Origin of the sequence: Frankia sp. CcI156, from assembly GCF_001983015.1 — a bacterium.
In the GTDB taxonomy this organism is placed as follows: Bacteria; Actinomycetota; Actinomycetes; order Frankiales; family Frankiaceae; genus Frankia; species Frankia casuarinae.
In genome coordinates this window covers 20,970-40,474 of the sequence record NZ_MOMD01000036.1, presented here as the reverse complement: position 1 = coordinate 40,474, position 19,505 = coordinate 20,970, and the positions used below count along the sequence as shown (strand labels likewise).

The 19,505-nt window shown below is 69.7% G+C and carries 24 protein-coding genes; 18 read left to right on the top strand and 6 right to left on the bottom strand.

Features of this window, described 5'->3' with window-relative positions:
• Positions 1-285 precede the first annotated feature (285 nt).
• The 12 genes from glyA to CcI156_RS14545 all read left to right on the top strand — a co-directional run bounded on the left by glyA (position 286) and on the right by CcI156_RS14545 (position 11,226).
• Entirely contained in the window at positions 286-1,542 is a 1,257-nt protein-coding gene (glyA, locus tag CcI156_RS14600) for a serine hydroxymethyltransferase (RefSeq protein ID WP_076806253.1), read from the top strand.
• 107 nt (positions 1,543-1,649) lie between these two features.
• A complete protein-coding gene (locus CcI156_RS14595; RefSeq protein ID WP_076806251.1) occupies positions 1,650-2,759 on the top strand; it encodes an MraY family glycosyltransferase in 1,110 nt (369 codons plus the stop codon).
• Entirely contained in the window at positions 2,756-3,190 is a 435-nt protein-coding gene (locus CcI156_RS14590; protein ID WP_076806249.1) for a hypothetical protein, read from the top strand. The genes CcI156_RS14595 and CcI156_RS14590 overlap by 4 nt, the downstream gene beginning before the upstream one ends.
• Complete coding sequence (locus CcI156_RS26980; protein WP_011438090.1) at positions 3,160-3,384, top strand: hypothetical protein; 225 nt, start codon at positions 3,160-3,162, stop codon at positions 3,382-3,384. The genes CcI156_RS14590 and CcI156_RS26980 overlap by 31 nt, the downstream gene beginning before the upstream one ends.
• A gap of 665 nt (positions 3,385-4,049) precedes the next feature.
• Positions 4,050-4,919 (top strand): F0F1 ATP synthase subunit A, encoded by an 870-nt coding sequence (gene atpB / locus CcI156_RS14580; RefSeq protein WP_035732856.1) that lies wholly within the window; start codon positions 4,050-4,052, stop codon positions 4,917-4,919.
• A 65-nt stretch (positions 4,920-4,984) separates the two neighbouring features.
• Positions 4,985-5,221 (top strand): ATP synthase subunit C, encoded by a 237-nt coding sequence (locus tag CcI156_RS14575; protein WP_011438088.1) that lies wholly within the window; start codon positions 4,985-4,987, stop codon positions 5,219-5,221.
• Between the two features lie 15 nt (positions 5,222-5,236).
• Complete coding sequence (locus CcI156_RS14570; RefSeq protein ID WP_076806247.1) at positions 5,237-5,827, top strand: F0F1 ATP synthase subunit B; 591 nt, start codon at positions 5,237-5,239, stop codon at positions 5,825-5,827.
• 2 nt (positions 5,828-5,829) lie between these two features.
• A complete protein-coding gene (locus CcI156_RS14565) occupies positions 5,830-6,660 on the top strand; it encodes a F0F1 ATP synthase subunit delta (RefSeq protein WP_076806245.1) in 831 nt (276 codons plus the stop codon).
• Between the two features lie 116 nt (positions 6,661-6,776).
• Positions 6,777-8,435, top strand: coding sequence for a F0F1 ATP synthase subunit alpha (gene atpA, locus CcI156_RS14560; RefSeq protein ID WP_076806243.1), 1,659 nt, complete (start codon positions 6,777-6,779; stop codon positions 8,433-8,435).
• 3 nt (positions 8,436-8,438) lie between these two features.
• Positions 8,439-9,335 carry a F0F1 ATP synthase subunit gamma gene (locus CcI156_RS14555; RefSeq protein WP_011438084.1) on the top strand — a complete coding sequence of 299 codons (897 nt, stop codon included), beginning with the start codon at positions 8,439-8,441 and terminating at the stop codon, positions 9,333-9,335.
• Positions 9,336-9,529: 194 nt separating this feature from the next.
• Positions 9,530-10,969, top strand: a complete 1,440-nt coding sequence (gene atpD, locus CcI156_RS14550) for a F0F1 ATP synthase subunit beta (RefSeq protein ID WP_076806241.1) — start codon at positions 9,530-9,532, stop codon at positions 10,967-10,969.
• Positions 10,969-11,226, top strand: a complete 258-nt coding sequence (locus tag CcI156_RS14545; RefSeq protein WP_011438082.1) for a F0F1 ATP synthase subunit epsilon — start codon at positions 10,969-10,971, stop codon at positions 11,224-11,226. Before atpD ends, CcI156_RS14545 begins: the two co-directional genes overlap by 1 nt.
• Before the next feature lie 77 nt (positions 11,227-11,303).
• On the opposite strand, the gene CcI156_RS14540 is transcribed toward CcI156_RS14545, so the two are convergent.
• From CcI156_RS14540 to CcI156_RS14520, 5 genes are all read right to left on the bottom strand, one after another.
• Positions 11,304-11,441 (bottom strand): hypothetical protein, encoded by a 138-nt coding sequence (locus CcI156_RS14540; RefSeq protein WP_232235120.1) that lies wholly within the window; start codon positions 11,439-11,441, stop codon positions 11,304-11,306.
• Complete coding sequence (locus CcI156_RS14535; RefSeq protein WP_235187116.1) at positions 11,405-11,689, bottom strand: hypothetical protein; 285 nt, start codon at positions 11,687-11,689, stop codon at positions 11,405-11,407. The genes CcI156_RS14540 and CcI156_RS14535 overlap by 37 nt, the downstream gene beginning before the upstream one ends.
• Before the next feature lie 76 nt (positions 11,690-11,765).
• Positions 11,766-12,338, bottom strand: a complete 573-nt coding sequence (locus CcI156_RS14530; RefSeq protein ID WP_076806239.1) for a cob(I)yrinic acid a,c-diamide adenosyltransferase — start codon at positions 12,336-12,338, stop codon at positions 11,766-11,768.
• A gap of 41 nt (positions 12,339-12,379) precedes the next feature.
• Positions 12,380-13,204 carry a protein phosphatase 2C domain-containing protein gene (locus CcI156_RS14525; RefSeq protein WP_011438079.1) on the bottom strand — a complete coding sequence of 275 codons (825 nt, stop codon included), beginning with the start codon at positions 13,202-13,204 and terminating at the stop codon, positions 12,380-12,382.
• A 19-nt stretch (positions 13,205-13,223) separates the two neighbouring features.
• Positions 13,224-14,210 (bottom strand): hypothetical protein, encoded by a 987-nt coding sequence (locus CcI156_RS14520; protein ID WP_011438078.1) that lies wholly within the window; start codon positions 14,208-14,210, stop codon positions 13,224-13,226.
• Between the two features lie 35 nt (positions 14,211-14,245).
• Here CcI156_RS14520 and CcI156_RS14515 point away from each other — a divergent pair, with 35 nt between their 5' ends.
• Together CcI156_RS14515 and murA are read left to right on the top strand one after the other, a co-directional pair.
• The gene (locus tag CcI156_RS14515; RefSeq protein ID WP_011438077.1) at positions 14,246-14,680 is read left to right on the top strand and encodes an NUDIX hydrolase; all 435 of its coding nucleotides are present in this window, start codon (positions 14,246-14,248) and stop codon (positions 14,678-14,680) included.
• Positions 14,681-14,759: 79 nt separating this feature from the next.
• Complete coding sequence (gene murA / locus CcI156_RS14510) at positions 14,760-16,034, top strand: UDP-N-acetylglucosamine 1-carboxyvinyltransferase (RefSeq protein ID WP_254847436.1); 1,275 nt, start codon at positions 14,760-14,762, stop codon at positions 16,032-16,034.
• Between the two features lie 60 nt (positions 16,035-16,094).
• Here murA and CcI156_RS14505 read toward each other — a convergent pair whose 3' ends face one another.
• Entirely contained in the window at positions 16,095-16,481 is a 387-nt protein-coding gene (locus CcI156_RS14505) for a hypothetical protein (RefSeq protein ID WP_011438075.1), read from the bottom strand.
• Positions 16,482-16,797: 316 nt separating this feature from the next.
• On the opposite strand from CcI156_RS14505, the gene CcI156_RS14500 reads away from it, so the two are divergent.
• The 4 genes from CcI156_RS14500 (at position 16,798) to nucS (ending at position 19,394) form a co-directional block, all read left to right on the top strand.
• Positions 16,798-17,163: an STAS domain-containing protein gene (locus CcI156_RS14500; protein ID WP_011438074.1), complete on the top strand. Its 366-nt coding sequence runs from the start codon at positions 16,798-16,800 to the stop codon at positions 17,161-17,163.
• A gap of 225 nt (positions 17,164-17,388) precedes the next feature.
• Positions 17,389-18,039 carry a hypothetical protein gene (locus CcI156_RS14495; RefSeq protein ID WP_076806276.1) on the top strand — a complete coding sequence of 217 codons (651 nt, stop codon included), beginning with the start codon at positions 17,389-17,391 and terminating at the stop codon, positions 18,037-18,039.
• A 68-nt stretch (positions 18,040-18,107) separates the two neighbouring features.
• Positions 18,108-18,656, top strand: a complete 549-nt coding sequence (locus CcI156_RS14490) for an HD domain-containing protein (RefSeq protein ID WP_011438072.1) — start codon at positions 18,108-18,110, stop codon at positions 18,654-18,656.
• Between the two features lie 75 nt (positions 18,657-18,731).
• Positions 18,732-19,394 (top strand): endonuclease NucS, encoded by a 663-nt coding sequence (gene nucS, locus CcI156_RS14485; protein WP_011438071.1) that lies wholly within the window; start codon positions 18,732-18,734, stop codon positions 19,392-19,394.
• Positions 19,395-19,505 lie beyond the last annotated feature (111 nt).

Genomic DNA, 19,505 nt, shown 5'->3' with positions numbered 1-19,505 from the left:
GGCCGGGATACGGTCCGGGCCGGGGTGGGGTGGGCATGACGCCGCTGATCGTCCCGGMGGGAGAGTCCCGTACGATCCTGAACYGGGTCGCGGGGCGATGGTCACAGCGGGTGGCTTCGGGTAGATCCGGGTGGATGGTGTTCCCGGGCCAGAGGAGCATGGGGTGACCGGGTCGCCCGCGCGGCGGCACCGGTCATMGGCTGCCGGTTGTGGCGCGGTTGCCGGTTGTGGCGCGGTCGCCGTTCCAGCGCGGTCGCCGTTYTAACGCAGGAGGTTAGAAACGTCATGAGCACCCCGTTCTGGGGCCCGGACTTCGACCAGCTGAGCGCGACGGATCCGCAGATCGCGGAGGTGGTCCTCGATGAGCTGGACCGGCTGCGCGGCGGCCTGCAACTCATCGCGAGCGAGAACTTCACGTCCCCGGCGGTGCTGGCGGCGCTGGGCTCGACGTTGTCGAACAAGTATGCCGAAGGGTATCCGGGTCGGCGTTACTACGGCGGTTGCCAGGTGGTCGACCGGGCCGAGGAGATCGGCATCGCCCGGGCGAAGCAGCTCTTCGGCGCGGAGCACGCCAACCTGCAACCGCATTCGGGCTCGTCGGCGAACTTCGCCGTGTACGCGGCGCTACTCACGCCAGGTGACACGGTCCTGGCGATGTCGTTGCCGCATGGCGGTCACCTCACCCACGGCAGCAAGGTGAGCTTCTCMGGTAAGTGGTTCAACGTGGTGGCCTACGGCGTGCGGGAGGACACCGAGCTGATCGACTACGACCAGGTGCGGGAGCTCGCCCGCCAGCACCGGCCCAAGATGATCATCTGTGGGGCGACGGCCTACCCACGTCTGATCGACTTCGCCGCGTTCCGCTCGATCGCCGACGAGGTCGGTTCGTGGCTGATGGTGGACGCGGCGCACYTCATCGGTCTGGTCGCCGGGGGCGCGATCCCGAGCCCCGTTCCCTACGCCGACGTTGTCAGCTTCACCACCCACAAGGTGTTGCGCGGCCCGCGAGGGGGCATGATCCTCGCGCGTGAGGAGCTGGCTTCCCGCATCGACAAGGCCGTGTTCCCGTTCAGCCAGGGTGGCCCGCTGATGCACGCGGTCGCGGCGAAKGCCGTCGCGTTGCGGGAGGCGGCCTCGCCCGCTTACGCGCAGTACGCTCGCCAGGTGGTGGCCAACGCGCAGCGGCTCGCCGACGAGCTTGCCGCCGAGGGCATCCGGCCCGTCGCCGGTGGCACCGACACCCATCTCGCCCTGCTCGACCTGCGGGAACTCGGGGTCAGCGGCAAGGAAGCCGAGGCGCGTTGCGACGCGGCCGGCATCACCCTGAACAAGAACGCCATTCCCTATGACCCGCAGCCGCCCGCGATCTCCTCCGGCATCCGGGTGGGAACCCCGGCGGTCACCACCCAGGGGATGGGCGAGGGGGAGATGAAGGAGATCGCGGGGCTGATCGCCCACGCGGTGCGTGAGCCGGAAGCCGCCGCCGACGTCGCTGCGGCGGTGTCCGCGCTCGTCGCCCGGCATCCGGCCTATCCGCGGTAGGGGTCGATCCGCGGTAGGGGATCAGGCGGTTCCGCACGGCCGCGGCAGTAGGCGGCAGTAGGCGGCAGTAGCCGGATCCGGGTCCGGCAGGCGGGAGATGCCCGACGGTGCGCGAGTACCTGCTCGTCTTCGTGGTCTCGGYGGCGGTGACCTTTCTCGCCACGCCGGTGGCACGCGTCTTCGCCATGCGCATCGGTGCCGTCGCCGGGGTACGTGCCCGCGACGTCCACTCCACCCCGACGCCCCGGCTGGGGGGCCTGGCCATGCTTGCCGGGCTCTACGCCGGGTTCGGGGTGGCGGACCGCCTGCCGTTCCTCTCGGTGGTCTCCCAGGACTGGTCGGAGATCCGGGCGGTGCTCGTCGCCGGCACCTTGATCTGCCTGCTCGGCGTCGCCGACGACCGATGGGAACTGGACTCCCTGACCAAACTGGCCGGGCAGGTCGCCACGGCCGGCATCATGGTGCTCCTCGGCGTCCAATGGACGTTTGCGATCAATCGGGACAGCGAGACGACGCTGAGCCTGGGACCGGAGACCGCGGTCCCGCTGTCCATCCTCGCCACGGTGGTGCTTATCAACGCGATGAACTTCATCGACGGCCTGGACGGCCTCGCGGCGGGCGTCGCGGCGATCGCCGCCGGCGCGACCTTCTACTTCGCCTATCAGATCGCAGTGATCAACGGCTTCTACCGGGCCTCCCCGRCGGCGCTCCTGGCCGCCGTGACCGCCGGGGTCTGCATCGGGTTCCTGCCGCACAATTTCAATCCGGCCCGGCTGTTCATGGGGGACTCGGGCTCGATGCTCATAGGCCTGCTGTCGGCCGCATCGATGATCTCCGTGACCGGTCAGGTGGCCTACGGGGGTTACGCTGGACCCTCACGGTCGTACCCGTCGCTGATCCCGTTGGCGATACCCCTGGCCGTGCTCGCCGTTCCGTTTCTCGATCTCGGGCTCGCGGTCGTCCGGCGGACGAGGGCGGGGCGCTCGCCGTTCGCGGCGGACAAGATGCATCTCCACCACCGCATGCTGGAAATCGGTAATTCGCACGTGAGGGCGGTTCTCTTCATGTATTTCTGGGCGGCTCTGGTCGGGTTCGGAGGTGTCGCCGCGTCGTTCTCCAACTCCCCGTTGCCGATCCTGGTCGCCACCGTCGGAGTGGGCCTCGCGGCCCTGATCGCGCTGCTGATCAGGACCCAGCGATCGGCGCGGCGCGCATGATCGTGCCGGCGGCCCGGGTGATCCGGCTGGGAGCGGCGCTGACCGGGGTGCTGGYGGTCCCGGCGGTGGGGCTCGCGGCGGTCCTGCGCGGCGGGACGGGCGCCCTGAGCGCCGCGGTCGGCCTGATGATCGTCATGGCGTTCTTCGGCATCAGCAAGGTGGCGGTCGGGGCCGTCGCGCGCCGGGCGCCGCATCTGCTCCTGCCGGCGGCCCTCGGCACCTACGCGGCGAAGGTAGCACTGCTGGGTGTCCTGCTCGTGGTGATCCAGGACACGGAGGCCCTTGACCTGCCGGCCTTCGCCTGGTCGATTTTCGCCGGGGTCTTCGGGTGGATGGGTGCCGAGCTCTGGGTCGCGACCCACACCCGGATGCCCTTCTACGACCCGGAGCGTCCCGGCGCGTGGGACGCCTCGCGCCGTCCGCCGGTCTGATGACCTCGGGGGGAAACGGTCCCGGCGAGGCGTGGAACGTCTTCGGCACGTTGATCGCCGGAATGCTCTTCTGGGGACTGGTCGGTTTTGGAGCGGATCGCCTTCTCGGCTTTCACGTGCTGTTCCTRCCGATCGGACTGACCGTCGGCCTCGCCGCCGCGATGTACCTCGTGATCTATCGACTTACCCGGTGAGAGGGCGGATAGCCAGGCTTCCGGCCAGCTCGGCGGTCTTGGCGAAATACGCTCCGTTGGTCCTGTTCGCCCAGTTCGTTCGGCCTGACCGTTCTGTCCCGCTTGTCCTGGTAGTTCCGTCCTGCTGGACCTGGCTGTACCGACCGCCCCGGCTGTTCCATTGAATCGGGCCGGTCCTCGCCGTCGATGACCTCGAAGGTCATCGACGGCGCAACCGATTCCGGTCAGAGTGGACCCAGGTCGCCGAGACGGGGAAGGGAGAGCCGAATTGTGCTCATCTGGCAGACGTTGTGACGCTACTGGGCGTAGCCGAYGGCGGGAGATGGGTGCAGCTGGAAGCCGCGYGTCATCAACTCGTCGCGCTGTGTGGAATGGGTAGCAACGGAGTGAAACCCATAGACAACGCGCGGATGAACCAGCGCGAACGTCGAAGCGAGTCCGTGCTTGTGGGGTGCCGGTGTGGATAGTATCGCGGGCAACAGGACGTCGGCCTGCCGACACCMATCAGGGCCTGGGCTTGTCGAGGTGTCCTTCGGAGCGCTGTACCCGGTTGGCGACGGGTCGTTCTTCGGTGTGAGCGTGTCGTGCGAACCCGGTAGGGTGGAGGCAATCTGCCGCCGAGCACGGCAACCTTGCCGGGCCGTGAACGCGCTACCTAATCGATCATGGAGGTGTTTGTCGTGCCGGTCCTCGCCGACGAGGGCTTCGAAGGCCCCACCAAGGAGGTCTTCCAGACTCCGCACTGGTTCGATGTCGGGATCGGCTCGGTCAATCTCTACCTCAACAAGGCCACCGCGCTCACGATCTTTGCTGCACTGTTTGTCGGTGTGATCTTCTGGTTGGGATTCCGCCGAGCTAAAATCATACCTCGCGGCCTCCAGAACCTGTGCGAGTCGGCCTACGACTTCATCGATCTGCAGATCGCCCGGGGTGTCATCGGCGAGAAGGGCACGAGGTACACGCCCTACCTGCTCGTCCTGTTCAGCTTCGTGTTGATCTGCAACGTGCTCGCGGTGGTGCCCGGGGCCCAGTTCCCRGCGACCTCGCGCATCGCCGTCCCGATGGTTCTGGCGCTCGTCACGTACGTGTTGTTCAACTACGCGGGCATCAAGGCCAACGGCGCCGGTCCGTACTTCAAGGAGATGATTGACCCGGCTCCCACCGCGCCGCTGTGGATCCGCGTGCTCCTGGCGCCGATCGAGATTCTCTCGACCTTGATCGTTCGGCCCTTCACGCTGGCGGTCCGGCTCTTCGCGAACATGTTCGCCGGGCACATCCTGCTGCTGGTCTTCTCGCTGGGCGCGGACTACCTGCTGCCCAAGCCCCCCTATGTGTTCGGCGCCGCCTCACTGCTGGTGGCGATCATCCTCACGGCGTTCGAGCTTGTCATCGACGCTCTCCAGGCGTACATCATCACGATCCTCACAGCCGCCTACATCGGCGGTGCGATGGTGCACGGAGAGCACGAGGTAGCTCCGTCCGAGGAACTCGCCTCGCCTGCTCCGGCGGGCGTGCCGGTATCGGCCCGGGCCTAGATTCCCGACACACCCTTCCAGCACCGGCGAGTCCCGGTGCCCGACTGAATAGGAAAAGCACCGCAATGGCAGACATTCTCGCCGCCAAGGACGCTGTGAGCGGAAGCCTGGGCGCCGTCGCCTACGGCCTCGCCGCCATCGGTCCCGGTATCGGTATCGGTCTCATCTTCGGCCTGGGCGTCCAGGCGATCGCCCGCCAGCCCGAGGCCGAGCAGGTCGCCTTCCGGTACATGCTCATCGGCTTCGCCCTCGCCGAAGCCCTCGCGCTCATCGGCTTCGTCGTTCCCTTCGTCTTCCCGTAAACCGGCGGGGCAATCATGAGCGCGACATCCATCCTTATCGCCGCCGCCGAGAGCGGGCACTCCGACGAGAACGTTCTGATCCCGCCGCTGAGTGAACTGCTCATCGGAACGTTGTCGTTCGCCTTGMTCGTGGCCTTCTTCTTCTGGAAGATCAGGCCGCAGATCGCCAGGACCTACGCGCAGCGCACCGAGCGGATCGAGGGCGGGCTCGCCCGCGCCGAGGCGGCGCAACGCGAGGCGCAGGCCCTGCTGGAGCAGTACCGCGCCCAGCTGGCCGAGGCTCGGACCGAGGCCGCGCGCATCCGCGAGGAGGCGCACAGCGAGGGCCGGCAGATCACCGAGGAACTCCGCGCCGCGGCGCAGCGCGAGATCGCCGAGATCAAGGCCCGGGCGGACGCCCAGCTCGCGGCCGACCGGGCGCAGATCGTCGCCCAGGTCCGCCGGGAGGTCGGTGAGATCGCGGTCGATCTGGCCTCGAAGATCGTCGGATTCCAGCTGGAGAGCAGCGCCACGCAGAACCGGCTGATCGACGACTTCATCGCAGCGCTTGACAACTCGGCCGAGGGCGTCGGTACCGTGGCCGCACCGGTCAGGCCGGGAGGCTGACGGTGGAGGGAGCCAGCAGGCACGGCTTGGCGGCCGCGCGGGCGACGCTCGACGAGGCAACCGCGACGGCACCGGGCGCGCCCCGCCCGGTGGACGCCGGGCGGATCGCCGAGGACCTCCGGGCCGTCGCCGAGCTCCTCGCCCGGGAGCCGGCCGTGCGCCGCGCCCTCACCGACCCGGGGGCACCCGTGGCCGCGCGCACGGAGCTGGTCACCCGGCTGTTCGGAACTCAGCTCGCCCCGGCGAGCCTGCGGATCGTGCACACGGCGRTCGGGGCGCGCTGGTCGCGGCCGTTCGATCTGCAGTACGCGCTGCTCGAACTGAGCGTCGAGGCGCTGCTCGTCGAGGCGGAGCGGGACGGGGCGCTGGAGGAGGTCGAGGACGAGCTGTTCCGGTTCGGCCGGATCCTCGACCAGAACGCTCCGCTCGCGCTCGCGCTGACCGACCCGGCCGCGCCGGCGGCAGTCAAGGACAGGCTGCTCACCCGGCTGCTCGCCGGCCGGGCGCACCCGGTCACCGTGCGCCTGGTCCAGCAGGCGGCGGCCGACCGGATCCACGGCGACGTCGAGCGCCGGCTGGCCGAGTTCAGCCGGATCGCCGCGGCCCGCCGGGGTCGGGTGGTGGCGATCGTCCGTACGGCGGTTCCGCTGAGTAGCGAAGTCGTCGCCCGTCTGGGTGCGGCGATCAGCCGGTACTTTGGCCGCCAGATCCAGCTGCAGGTCGATCTCGACCCCGACATCCTGGGTGGTGTCGTGGTCCAGGTCGGCGGCGAGGTGGTGGACGGCAGCGTGCTGCGCCGGTTCGTCGCCGCCCGCCGGGCCCTGCTCCGATAGGCGGCGACCGTGACCACGATGATCGTGACGGTCCCCGTCGCCGCGACCACCGCGGACCCGCATCCCGACCCGGGGCGACCTGCCCTGCCCGCAATGAAGGACGAAGGACGTAAGCGATGACTGAGCTCTCCATCCGGCCGGAGGAGATCCGCGACGCCCTGCGGGAGTACGTCGACTCTTTCCAGGCCACCTCAGCCGGCCGTGAGGAGGTCGGCCGGGTCGTCGTCACCGGTGACGGCATCGCCCGGGTCGAGGGTCTCCCGCACACGATGACCAACGAGCTGCTGGAGTTCCACGGCGGTGTGCTGGGTCTCGCGCTGAACCTCGAGGTCGGCGAGATCGGAACCGTCATCCTGGGTGAATCCGAGAACATCGAGGAGGGGCAGGAGGTCCGCCGCACCGGCCAGATCCTCTCCGCTCCCGTCGGTGACGGCTTCCTCGGCCGGGTCGTCGACCCGCTCGGGCGGCCGATCGACGGCCTCGGGGAGATCGTGGCCGAGGGATCCCGGGAGCTGGAGCTGCAGGCGCCGACGGTCGTCCAGCGCCAGCCGGTGAAGGAACCCCTGCAGACCGGTATCAAGGCGATCGACGCGATGACGGCCATCGGCCGTGGTCAGCGCCAGCTGATCATCGGCGACCGGCAGACCGGCAAGACGACGGTGGCCATCGACGCGATCATCAACCAGCGGGACAACTGGACCTCTGGTGATCCGTCGAAGCAGGTCAAGTGCGTCTACGTGGCGATCGGCCAGAAGAAGTCGACAATCCGCGAGGTGGTGAACTCTCTGGAGGAGGCCGGCGCGCTGGCCTACACCACGATCGTGGCGGCGCCGGCTGACGAGCCGGCGGGCTTCAAGTACATCGCGCCCTACACCGGCTCGGCGATCGCCCAGCACTGGATGTACAACGGCCAGCACGCGCTGATCGTCTTTGACGACCTGACCAAGCAGGCCGAGGCCTACCGCGCGATCTCGCTGCTGCTGCGCCGTCCGCCGGGCCGCGAGGCCTACCCGGGTGACGTCTTCTACCTGCACTCCCRCCTGCTGGAGCGCTGCGCCAAGCTCTCCGACGAGCTCGGCGGCGGCTCGCTGACCGGACTGCCGATCATCGAGACGAAGGCCAACGACATCTCGGCCTACATCCCGACGAACGTCATCTCGATCACCGACGGGCAGGTCTTCCTGGAGTCCGACCTGTTCAACCAGGKTGTCCGCCCGGCCATCAACGTCGGCACCTCGGTGTCCCGGGTCGGCGGTAGCGCGCAGGTTAAGGCGATGAAGTCGGTCGCCGGCCGCCTGCGGCTGGACCTCGCCCAGTACCGCGAGCTCGAGGCGTTCTCGGCCTTCGGTTCCGACCTGGACAAGGCCTCGCGGGACCAGCTCGCGCGCGGCGCCCGCCTGGTCGAGCTGCTCAAGCAGCCGCAGGGCCAGCCCTTCCCGGTCGAGCGCCAGGTCGTGTCGATCTGGGCCGGAACCACCGGCAAGCTCGACGATGTGCCCGTGGCGGACATCCGTCGCTTCGAGTCGGAGTTCCTGGACTTCGTCGGCCGGTCTTACCCGGGGGTGTACGACGCGATCGTGACCACCGGCAAGCTCAGCGACGACACGATCGCCATGCTGGAGTCGGCCGTCGCGGAGTTCAAGAAGCAGTTCACGCTGTCCGACGGCAAGCCGTTGGTCAACGAGCCGGCGCCGAGCCCGCTCGACCCGGGGCTGGTGCGGCAGGAGTCGATCCCGGTGCACCGGCCCGCGGCGCGCAAAGACGACGAGGGCTGATCCATGGCGGGCCAGCTTCGTGAGTACCGGCGGCGCATCCGGTCGGTGCAGTCGACGAAGAAGATCACCCGAGCGATGGAGCTGATCGCGGCTTCCCGCATCGCCAAGGCGCGGGCGCGGGTCGCCGCGGCCCGCCCCTATGCCGAGGAGATCACCCGGGTGATCGAGGCGGTCGCGGCGCAGACCACGATCGACCATCCGCTCACCACCGAGCGGCCCGGGGCGGCCCGGGCCGCGGTCGTGGTGATCACCAGCGACCGGGGGTTGGCCGGCGGGTACAGCTCGAACGCGCTGCGGCGCACCGGGGAGCTCATCGAGCTGCTGCATTCGGAGGGCAAGGAGACCGACCTGCACGTCGTGGGCCGCAAGGGAACGGGCTACTACCGCTTCCGGGGACGTGCGATGAGCGGCGAGTACACCGGTTTCTCCGAACAGCCGTCGTACGCGGACGCCAAGTCGGTCGCGGACGCGCTCATCGCGGCCTTCATCGCCACGAGCGAGAACGGCGGGGTGGACGAGATCCACGTGGTCCACACGGAGTACGTCAGCGCCATCACCCAGACGCCGGTCGCCCGCCGGTTGCTGCCGATGGTGCTCACCGAGACCGACGAACCGCCGCGTGGCGGTCCGCTGCCCCAGTATGAGTTCGAGCCCTCCGCCGAGGGGGTGCTCGACGCGTTGCTGCCGCGCTACGTGGAAAGCCGGCTCTATGCGGCGCTGCTCGAGTCGGCGGCGTCGGAGTCGGCGGCGCGACAGCGGGCCATGAAGTCGGCTACGGACAACGCCGAGGACCTCATCAAGAGATACACCCGGCAGGCCAACCGGGCCCGACAGGACGCCATTACTCAGGAGATCTCCGAGATCGTCGGTGGCGCCAACGCTCTGGCTTCGGGAACCTGATATGGGTGGGCGGCGGTTCACACTCGTGTGGCCGGACTCGTGTGACCGGAACCGATGAGGACAGCGACGACAACAGAACGTGAAGGACGACGCCGAAGGCGGAGCGCGCGCGACGCGGGCCGTTCCGTCCCAGGTGCCAGCGAACGCGAGCCCGAGGCTGCGGCGGCGGGCATTGATCGGAAACTGAGGACGCCATGACCGTCACCACCAGCTCGCCGGCCACGGCACCGGGCCGGACCCCGGGGATCGGCCGGGTCGCCCGAGTCATCGGACCGGTTGTCGACGTGGAGTTCGCTCCCGACGAACTCCCCGAGATCTACCAGGCACTGCAGGTCGACCGGACCATCGGCGACGAGACGCTGACGCTGACGCTCGAGGTCGCCCAGCACATCGGTGACAACACCGTGCGGGCCATCTCCATGCAGCAGACCGACGGTCTCGTCCGGGGCGCGCCCGTCCACGACACCGGCGCGCCGATCTCGGTCCCGGTCGGCGACGCCACCAAGGGCCACGTGTTCAACGTGCTTGGCACGCCGCTCGACGTGAAGCAGATCGAGGCCGAGACGTACTGGCCGATCCACCGGTCGGCGCCGGCGTTCGACCAGCTCGAGTCGAAGACCGAGATGTTCACCACCGGCATCAAGGTCATCGACCTGCTCGCGCCGTACGTGCGCGGCGGGAAGATCGGCCTGTTCGGCGGTGCCGGCGTCGGCAAGACCGTCATCATCCAGGAGATGATCCGCCGGGTCGCCAAGGAGTTCGGTGGCGTCTCGGTGTTCGCCGGGGTCGGCGAGCGTACCCGTGAGGGCAACGACCTGTTCCTGGAGATGACCGAGGCCGGCGTCATCGAGGACACCGCGCTGGTGTTCGGCCAGATGGACGAGCCGCCGGGTACCCGGCTGCGGGTCGCGCTCGGCGCGCTCACGATGGCCGAGTACTTCCGGGACGTCCAGAAGCAGGACGTGCTGCTGTTCATCGACAACATCTTCCGGTTCACCCAGGCCGGATCCGAGGTCTCCACGCTGCTCGGCCGGATGCCCAGCGCCGTCGGCTACCAGCCGACGCTGGCCGACGAGATGGGTGTGCTCCAGGAGCGCATCACCTCGACCCGGGGCCACTCGATCACCTCGCTGCAGGCCATCTACGTGCCCGCGGACGACCTGACCGACCCGGCGCCGGCGACGACGTTCACCCACCTCGACGCCACCACCGTGCTCGACCGGGCCATCTCCGACCTGGGTATCTACCCGGCGGTGAGCCCGCTCGACTCCAACTCCCGGATCCTGGACGCGCGCTATCTCGGGCAGGAGCACTACGACACGGCCCGTGAGGTGCAGCGGATCCTGCAGCGCTACAAGGACCTGCAGGACATCATCGCCATCCTCGGTATCGRTGAGCTCTCCGAAGAGGACAAGATTCTCGTCAACCGGGCRCGGCGGATCCAGCGGTTCCTGTCGCAGCCGTTCTTCGTGGCCGAGCAGTTCACCGGCATCCCCGGCAAGTTCGTCCCGCTCGACGAGACGATCGACTCGTTCAAGCGGCTCACCCAGGGCGACTTCGACCACCTGCCGGAGCAGGCGTTCTTCAWGTGCGGTGGCATCGAGGACGCGGAGAAGAACGCGGAGAACCTGTAATGCCGATCCGGGTGGCGATTGTCTCGCCCGAGCAGGAGGTGTGGTCCGGCGACGCCGACATGGTCGTCGCCCGGACCACCGACGGTGATCTCGGCGTGCTGCCCGGCCATGTGCCGCTGCTGGGTCTGCTGGCGCCGGGCGGAACGGTCCGGGTCAAGACCGGTGGCCGGGAGATCTCGGCCTCGGTGGACGGCGGCTTCATCTCGGTGACACACCAGGGTGTCAGCATCCTCGCCGAGACCGCGAAGCTGACCTGAGTTTCCCGCGGCCAAGGGCGCGTTCTCCGCATCGGGGGACGCGTCTTTCGCGTCACGTCACAGGTCGCGACAGGGCCCTACAGGCCCATCAGAAACTGCAGGGCCTCGGTCATCCGCAGCAGATGATCGGGACCCACGACGCCGAGCCGGCGACCAAAGCGCTGCTGGGACACCGATTTCACGTCCTCGACCTTCGCGTAGCTTGTCTCGCGCAGACCGGTGCCGCCGGGCGCGAGCTCGACGTGGGAGGGCAGCCCGCAGCGCCCCCCGCCTCGGCGGAGCGCTCGGCACCGAGCTCGTCCCAGGCGAGCGAGTCGGTCGCGAGGCGGTCGTACCCCTCCTCGAAGCCGCGCCAGAACAGCTCGCGCTCGTAGGCCTCGCCGGCCTGGCCGATGATCGTCTGCATCTGCTGGCCGGTGGTCGCGGCCATGGCCGCGACCCGTTGCCGCGTCCTGTACCTCACGCGCACCGTGGTACTCATGATCGTCAGTCATCAATTCGGTTGACTGGCTTGGCGACCCTCGGGTATCGAGCGGGTCTCAGGCGTGCGCCCCCGGGCGCCAGAGCACGTCCCCCTCGGGGTTCGCCACCCGGGCGAGGATGAACAGCAGGTCCGACAGTCGGTTGAGATAGCGGGCCGGCAGCGGGCCGGTGCGGTCCGGCTCGGCCTCGAGGAGGGCCCAGACGGACCGTTCCGCCCGGCGGGCGACCGTGCGGGCGACATGCAGCAGCGCCGCCCCGGCAGYCCCTCCCGGAAGAATGAAGGAGGCCAGCTTCGGCAGGCCGGCGTTGAAACGGTCACACGCCTCCTCGAGYCGTTCCACGTAGGCCTCGGTGATCCGCAGGGGTGGGTAGGCCGGCGCCGGGTCGACCGGGGTGCACAGATCCGCGCCGACGTCGAAGAGGTCGTTCTGGACCTGGCCGAGCACCGCCCGCAGCTCGTCGGGAAGCCCGCCGAGGGCGAGGGCCACGCCGATCGCGGCGTTCGCCTCATCCACGTCGGCATAGGCGGCCAGCCGCGGATCGGTCTTCGCCACCCGCGACATGTCGCCCAGCGCCGTCGTACCGTCATCCCCGGTGCGGGTGTAGATCCGAGTCAGGTGCACTGCCATGGGGACCACTCTAGGCAGTCGTTGACCGCGCGGCCGGGTTGTCAGATCCGGGCGTAGAGCGCGGTCGCGTCGTCGCTCATCCCGAACCGGGGGAACCGCGAGCAGTCCGGGTCGGCCCGTTCCGCCGCCCGCAGCCGTTCCAGCAGTATGGCCTGTTCGCCGCGGGCGAGCACGTCGACAAGGGCCGCGTCGTCGGCGACCAGGCTGAAGGGACGGACGGCCCGGGCGTAGCCGTCGGACAGCGCCACCAGCTCCGTGCCGGGTTCCACCGGCATGGTGGTGACGAACGCGTGGTCGGCGGCAGCGGTGACGTCACCGAGGATCCAGGACCCGGCCGCGGTGTTGCGCTGCCGGCGGCGTTCGCGGGTCATCGTGTGTGCCCGTCCGTAGGCCTGCGCGACATCGATGCCGCGTGCCAGCTCGGCGCGGACCGGTTCGAGCAGCGCCTCTTCGACCCCATCGAACTGGGGATCGGTGAAACTGACCACCTCCCCGCCGGGATGACGGAGCAGCACCGGGCTGTCCCCGAGGAGGTACAGATCGAGTAGCGGGCCCCGTTGCCGGGCGAGGGCGATCGTGGCGGTCGGGAACCGACCCGCGGCGAGCCCCAGGCGCCGTCCCTCGGCGCGGACATGTGCGATCAGCTCCCGCACCACCTCGGGCAGGGATCTATCCCGCCAGGGGACCGTGGCGAGGAAGGCGTCGGCCGCGCCGCTCAGCCAGGCCGCCGAGGACCGGCCGCTGATCGTCGGATCGTCGTGCAGCGGCGTCGCTCCGTCGATCACCCACAGGCCATCGGCGCGGGAACCGGCGGCATCCTCATTGTGGAGCTTGTCCGACCGGCTGATGGACCGCAGCACACGCACCCGTTGGCCCCCACCGTGGTCATGAGAACTCCGTCATGAGAAACCCCGCCACCACGAGTATCGTCCCGACGACCGCCGCGACGACCCGACGCCGGGCCGGTTCGGTCCCCACGAGCAGGACGTGAAAGCCCCAGAAGACGAGYAACGTCACGCCGCCAGCGAGCGTGAGAAGGCCGGCGGCCGGTCGGGCCGGCTGCCCCGCAGCGACGTTCGCGGCGGTGGTGATGAAGGCGATCACTGCCGCGAGTAACCCCATGATCTCCAGGACCTGACTCCGGATCTGCTGCAGCTCGCGGGAAGCCTCCTCTTGGCGTGCGCTCAGCCGCTCAGCCTCCTGCGCGTATTGGATCCTGGACCGGATGAGCTGGTAGTCGCCGATGCGAAGCGCGTATTCGGCGCCCGTACTGTCCTCGTCCTCGATCGCGCGGGCGATGCTGGCCCGCGCGGACGCGAACGCCCCTCGCAGGGTCGCRATGCGCGCGTGGGTGGCATGATAGCGCGCATAATGCCCGTCGCTGAGCGCGATGGCCTGCCGGACGTGCCGCTCAGCGTCGAGCAGTAGGCGTGGATCGTTGTCGGGGTCCCGTTCGTGGCGGTCCGCGATAATCTCGGCGGCGAGATGCAGCACGCCAGGCACGCCGCCGAGCCGGTCCACCGCCTCGAGCGCGAACGTGAGCGCCGCGTCGAGATTTGCCGGATCGCCGTCGAGAGAGGCGTAATACTCGGCCTGCATGAAGAAGAACATCGGATGCCGACCGAACCGGGCCTGGTATCGATCGGTGTTGGCCCGATGGCGGCGATGGTCCTTGCGGCGCCAGGCCCGAGCCTGCAGGCAGTAGAACGCGTTGAAGCGCGTCTGCTCCGCTAGATTGGGGTTCTCGACTGCCGCGGTGAGGGCCTCGTCGGTCGCGTCGGGCCCGGTCAACAACGCCCGCGCGGCCGAGCCGAACCCCGGGTCGGTCTCTGGGGGYAGTTCCGCCAGCCGCTGAGAAAGGCCGCCGTTCACTTGGACTTCCGCGTGGCAATTGGTACGTTTCGCATATGCATTCGGTGAGCGTAGCCGGAGTGACACTCAACGAAAAAGGGTTGATTCTATGCATCCGCCGCCGGGACATCGGCGCCTGGCAGATCCCGGGTGGGGTGCTCGAACGCGGTGAGACCCTGCACACCGGGCTGCGCCGTGAGGTCGAGGAGGAGACGGGTGCGGTCGTCGAACCCGTCCGCCTGACCGGGGTGTACCTCAACATGCCCCTAGGCGTGGTTGCCATGGTGTTTCTCTGCCACCATCCGACCGGCGTCATCGCTTCCGACACCGCGGAGGCGACGGAGGTCAGCTGGTTGTCGATCGACGAGGTCCGTACGCGGTTTGTGCCGGCTTTCGCAATCCGGGTGGCGGACGCGGTGGCCGGACGGCTCGAGCCGTTTATCCGCACCCACGACGGGGTGTCCGTCCTTCCGTCCGACGCAGCGGAATGAGGCGACCGCGCAGGGTTGCGCCGGTCGGTCCGGCGGGTGGCGGTGAAGATCTTCAGGCCAGGACCTAGCATCGAGGTTCGTGGAGCGCTTCGTTGTGACAGGCGGTACCCGGCTGGCCGGCGAGGTCGCCGTCCCGGGCGCGAAGAACTCGGTATTGAAGCTGATGGCCGCGAGCCTGCTGGCCGCGGGCCGGACGATGCTGTCCGCCGTTCCTGACATCCTGGACGTGTCGGTGATGTCCAAGGTGCTGGCGGGGCTCGGTGCGACCGTCGAGCGGGACGCCTCCGGCGGGCGGCTGAGCATTGAGGTGCCCCAGGCTCCGGGCGTCGCGGCCGATGGTGAGCTGGTGCGGCAGATCAGGGCGTCGGTGGCGGTGCTCGGTCCGCTGGTCGCCCGCCGTGGGGAGGCGCGGGTCGCCCTGCCCGGTGGGGACGCGATCGGATCGCGCGCGCTCGACATTCATGTCAACGGCCTGACCAAACTCGGTGCGCTGGTTGACGTCGAGTCCGGAGTCCTCGTCGCGCGCTGCTCCGGCCGGCTGCAGGGAGCCTCGATCTGGCTCGACTTCCCCAGCGTGGGCGCCACCGAGAACCTGTTGATGGCCGGGGTTCTCGCCAAGGGGACGACGGTGATCGACAATGCCGCCCAGGAACCCGAGATTGCCGACCTGTGCGCGATGYTGACGGCGATGGGCGGGCGTATCGACGGCGCGGGATCGTCGACACTGATCATCGACGGGGTCGACCAGCTCACCTCGGTGGAACACCGGACGGTGGCGGACCGCATCGTCGCCGGCACGTACGCCATCGGCGCCCTGATGACCGGTGGCGACGTGCTGATCCGGCACGGTCAGGCCGCCCACCTCAGCATCGTCCTAGAGAAGCTGGTGCAGGCCGGTGCCGAGGTCGACGTCCGGGACGACGGATTCCGGGTCGTCGGACGGGGACAACCCCGGTCGATCGACGTGGTGACGCTGCCGTACCCCGGCTTTCCGACTGATCTGCTGCCGCAGATCATCGCGTTGGAGTCGGTTAGCCGGGGTACCTCCCTGATCACCGAGAACATCTTCGACAGCCGGTTCGCCTTCTGCCGCGAGCTGCACAAACTCGGCGCCGACCTGCGTACGGACGGCCACCACGTCATCGTCCGGCCCACCGCGCGGCTGTCCGGCACCCGGGTGACGGCCTCCGACGTGCGGGCCGGCGCGGGTCTCGTGCTCGCCGGCCTGGTTGCGGACGGTGTCACCGAGGTAAGCGACGTCCACCACATCGACCGGGGATACGCCCGGTTTGTCGAGAWCATGACGGACCTCGGCGCCGACATCCGCCGGGTCTCCGACCGCGCCGTAGCCTGATTTCACCGGCATCGGCCTGATCCCGCTGGCATCGTGACCCCGCCGGCCCGGCCGGCGGGGTCAGGTGGGCGACTGGCGCGAGCCGAGCAGGTTCACGAGGGCACGGGCGGCTCGGTTCGCGTCCGTGCCGAACACGAGCACGTGGCGGCGGTCCCGCGGCCGGGCGATGATGTTCCCGGCGGCGTCGATGCGAATCGGACCGGCCGGTGCCGTGGCCCAGGTCGAGCGGATACCCCGCGCCCACAGCGCCGCGCGGAGCCGAGTGATCTCGGCGGGGGTGTCCACGGTGGCCACCGGGACGAGCAGACCGAAGTCGTGGCCGGGGACGGAACCGGCCGGCCGCGGCCGTGCCGGAGCATGGGCCCAGCGCCCGATCGCCATCAGCAGGCCGACGGCCAGCAGCGCGATCAGCGGCTCGAGGAGAAGTGCCCCGGCCGTTGCGGGCATCCCGCACCTCCGATCGTGCCGCTCTTCGACGCCACCTTGCATCGTCCCAGACATCCTCGCGACGGACCTGGATCCGGGCCTCGACACCTCCACGGAATCCGACAGAGGAAACATCGCCCGTCAACCGCTGCCACCATTGAGGTAACCGGCCCGACCTCTCTGTGGCCGAACGACGACAGTTCGATGGAGACGAGGGGGTACGTCGCGGTCCGCCCGGGGCGAGCCGCACCTGAGTGCTACCCGCGATCGGCGCGGATAGCTGGTAGCAACGGCGTCACGACAGCGGGGGCGCCGGACGGCCGGGACGGGAGATCACATGAACATCGGCGTGAACGTGTTGAGTCTGGAGTGCTCCGGGGACACGCGGGCCGGCTGCGCGCAGACGGCCCGCGTGGTTGGCCGGGTGGATGTGCGGACGGTGGGGACACTACGCAGCCTGCTGCACGCGGCGATCGACAATGGGAGCGGGCCGCTGCGCGTTGACGTCGCGGGCCTGGAGCTCGGCGATCATGCCGCGCTGGGGGTGCTGCTTGGCGGCGCTCGCCGAGCCCGTGCCGCTGGCCGCTCGATGGTGCTGGTCGATGTGCCGAGCCCGCTTGAACGCCTGCTCGTCGCGGACCGGCTGGGTGGGTTGCTGCGGTTCGAGGAGGCCGCCGACCTGGTGCACGTCGGCCACGCCTGAGCGGGTTGCCCGGGCGGCTCATCCGTTCGACCACCACCTAGGCCCGCCAGGAGGGGCTCCGTCCCGATCGGGACGGAGCCCGGAGCGGAACGAACCAGGGTGGCTGCGCACCGTCATGTCAGGCGCGCCCGTGTGCCGGGCGGACACGCGATGCGGCATGCTTGCCGGGTACCTGCTGATCGGGTACTGCTTTCGGGTGACGGGCCCGGCTCTTGGCAGGGTGTGATGCCGGACGGAGGCGTGCAGGACGTGGAGGTGCCCGCGCGGGTGAATGCCGTCGGCGATCGGAGCGCGCGATCCGCCGGGCTGGCCGGGGTGCGCGAGTACCGGTCGGTCCTGGTCCCGGTGGCGTTCGTGGTCGCGGTCCTGCTCGGCGTGGCCATCGGCTACGTGACCGCGGACCGGCAGTCCGGCACCGTGCATGCGCCTCGGACCGCCACCTCGCCCGCCCCGGAGCTGACCCCCGCGCTGCGGACCGCCCCGTGGGAGGGCGCCCGCCGACCGGRCACGGCCCATCAGATGCGGGTCCTCGACGAGCCTGATCCGGATGCCCTGCGGCTCGCGCTGTCGTGGACGGTCGCCGACTCGATCAAGGCGGCCGGGGGTGCTTCCACCATCTCCGCCCGGCAGGTGACGATCGTGAACGGGATGTACTTCGGCGCCGTCGAGGGCGTTGACGCGGCGCACGACGAGTACTGGGCGATCGGTCGCATCGAGGTCCAAGGGCCGGCCACGCCGCCGGTCGACCCGCACGTGTGGCGGCGGATCGGAGCCGGGCCCTGGACGATCGTCCGCAACGGCCCGCGGGCCTGTGATGTGCTTCCGAGCGCTCTGATCACCCTGTGGAAGGTCTCCCCGCCGCCCTGCACCGGGTGACCTGCACYGCCATGGGCCCGGGGTACCCTTGACAGCCCGGGGCACCCTCGACGTCGTACGGTCGGTCTGTGCCCTCAACCAGGATTGACGACGCGCGGCCYGGTCATGGCGAGGCGGACGGTCCGCACCGCGCCGCGACGCCCACCCTGCACGACGCCGTCGCCCTGGCCACCCGGGCGCACGCCGGTCAGCTGGACAAGGTCGGTGAGGAGTACATCGGCCATCCGCTGCGCGTGATGGCGGCAGTCGCGCGCACGGCTCCCACCGCCGGGGTGGACGCCCACGCCGCCCAGCTCGCGGCGGTGTTGCACGACGTCGTCGAGGACAGCGAGACCACCCTCGCGGATCTCGTGGCCGCGGGCTATCCGGCCCCGGTCGTCGCGGCGGTCGACGCGCTGTCCCATCGGGAGGGCGAGCCGGTGCCCGACTATCTCGCCCGGGTGGCCGCCGATCCGCTTGCCGTCGTCGTGAAACGGGCCGACATACAGGACAACGCCGATCCGGCCAGGCTGAGGCGGTTGCCGCCCGAGGACGCCGCCCGGTTGTCGGCCCGGTACGTGGATCGATGCCGGATTCTGGACGACCTCGTGGCGGCTCGCGGCGGCGATGTCGGGTGATCGTCAGGCGATCGCCCGGTGCGCGGCGGTCCCACCGCCGCCGGGCGCCGGAAACGGCCGCGATAGCGTGACGTCATGCGGCTCGTCATCGCTCGCTGCAGCGTGGACTACGTCGGTCGGCTCACCGCACATCTGCCGAGCGCCGTCCGGTTGGTACTCGTCAAGGCGGACGGATCCGTCTCCATCCACGCCGACGGGCGAGCGTACAAGCCGCTCAACTGGATGAGTCCCCCGTGCGTCATCGCCGAGGCGGACGGGGTCTGGCGGGTCACCAACCGCGCGGCCGAGCAGCTCGTCATCACCCTCGAACAGGTGCTGCACGATTCCACGCACGACCTCGGCGTCGACCCGGGTCTGCGCAAGGACGGGGTGGAGGCGCATCTGCAGGTGCTGCTCGCCGACCGGCCCGACGCGATCGCGCCCGGACTCACCCTGGTGCGCCGCGAGTACGAGACCGGCATCGGGCCGGTCGACCTGCTGTGCCGCGACGCGGACGGCTCGACGGTCGCCGTCGAGATCAAACGCAGGGGTGAGATCGACGGGGTGGAGCAGCTGACCCGTTACCTTGTCCGCCTGGAGGCCGACCCGGCGTTGCCGCATCCCGTGCGCGGCATCCTCGCGGCGCAGTCCATCACCCCGCAGGCGCGGCTGCTGGCGGCGGACCGGGGGCTGGGCTGCGCCGTCGTCGACTATGACGAGCTGCGGGGCCTCGAACCGTCCATTCCGACGCTTTTCTGAAAGCGATTCCGCCGAGCCTGCCCGGTCCGCCGAACCTGCGACGGCCGCCCGTCCGGCTTCCCCGTCCGGCGGCCGGTCCGTTCCCGTAGTGCGATCATGGGCCGGCGTCTC

Excerpts from the sequence above, each read along its gene's own strand:
- nucS (WP_011438071.1), top strand. The coding sequence starts at position 18,732 with ATGCGGCTCGTCATCGCTCGCTGCAGCGTGGACTACGTCGGTCGGCTC.
- CcI156_RS14500 (WP_011438074.1), top strand. The coding sequence starts at position 16,798 with ATGAACATCGGCGTGAACGTGTTGAGTCTGGAGTGCTCCGGGGACACG.
- CcI156_RS14555 (WP_011438084.1), top strand. The coding sequence starts at position 8,439 with ATGGCGGGCCAGCTTCGTGAGTACCGGCGGCGCATCCGGTCGGTGCAG.
- CcI156_RS14515 (WP_011438077.1), top strand. The coding sequence starts at position 14,246 with ATGCATTCGGTGAGCGTAGCCGGAGTGACACTCAACGAAAAAGGGTTG.
- CcI156_RS14505 (WP_011438075.1), bottom strand. The coding sequence starts at position 16,481 with ATGCCCGCAACGGCCGGGGCACTTCTCCTCGAGCCGCTGATCGCGCTG.
- CcI156_RS14575 (WP_011438088.1), top strand. The coding sequence starts at position 4,985 with ATGGCAGACATTCTCGCCGCCAAGGACGCTGTGAGCGGAAGCCTGGGC.
- CcI156_RS14545 (WP_011438082.1), top strand. The coding sequence starts at position 10,969 with ATGCCGATCCGGGTGGCGATTGTCTCGCCCGAGCAGGAGGTGTGGTCC.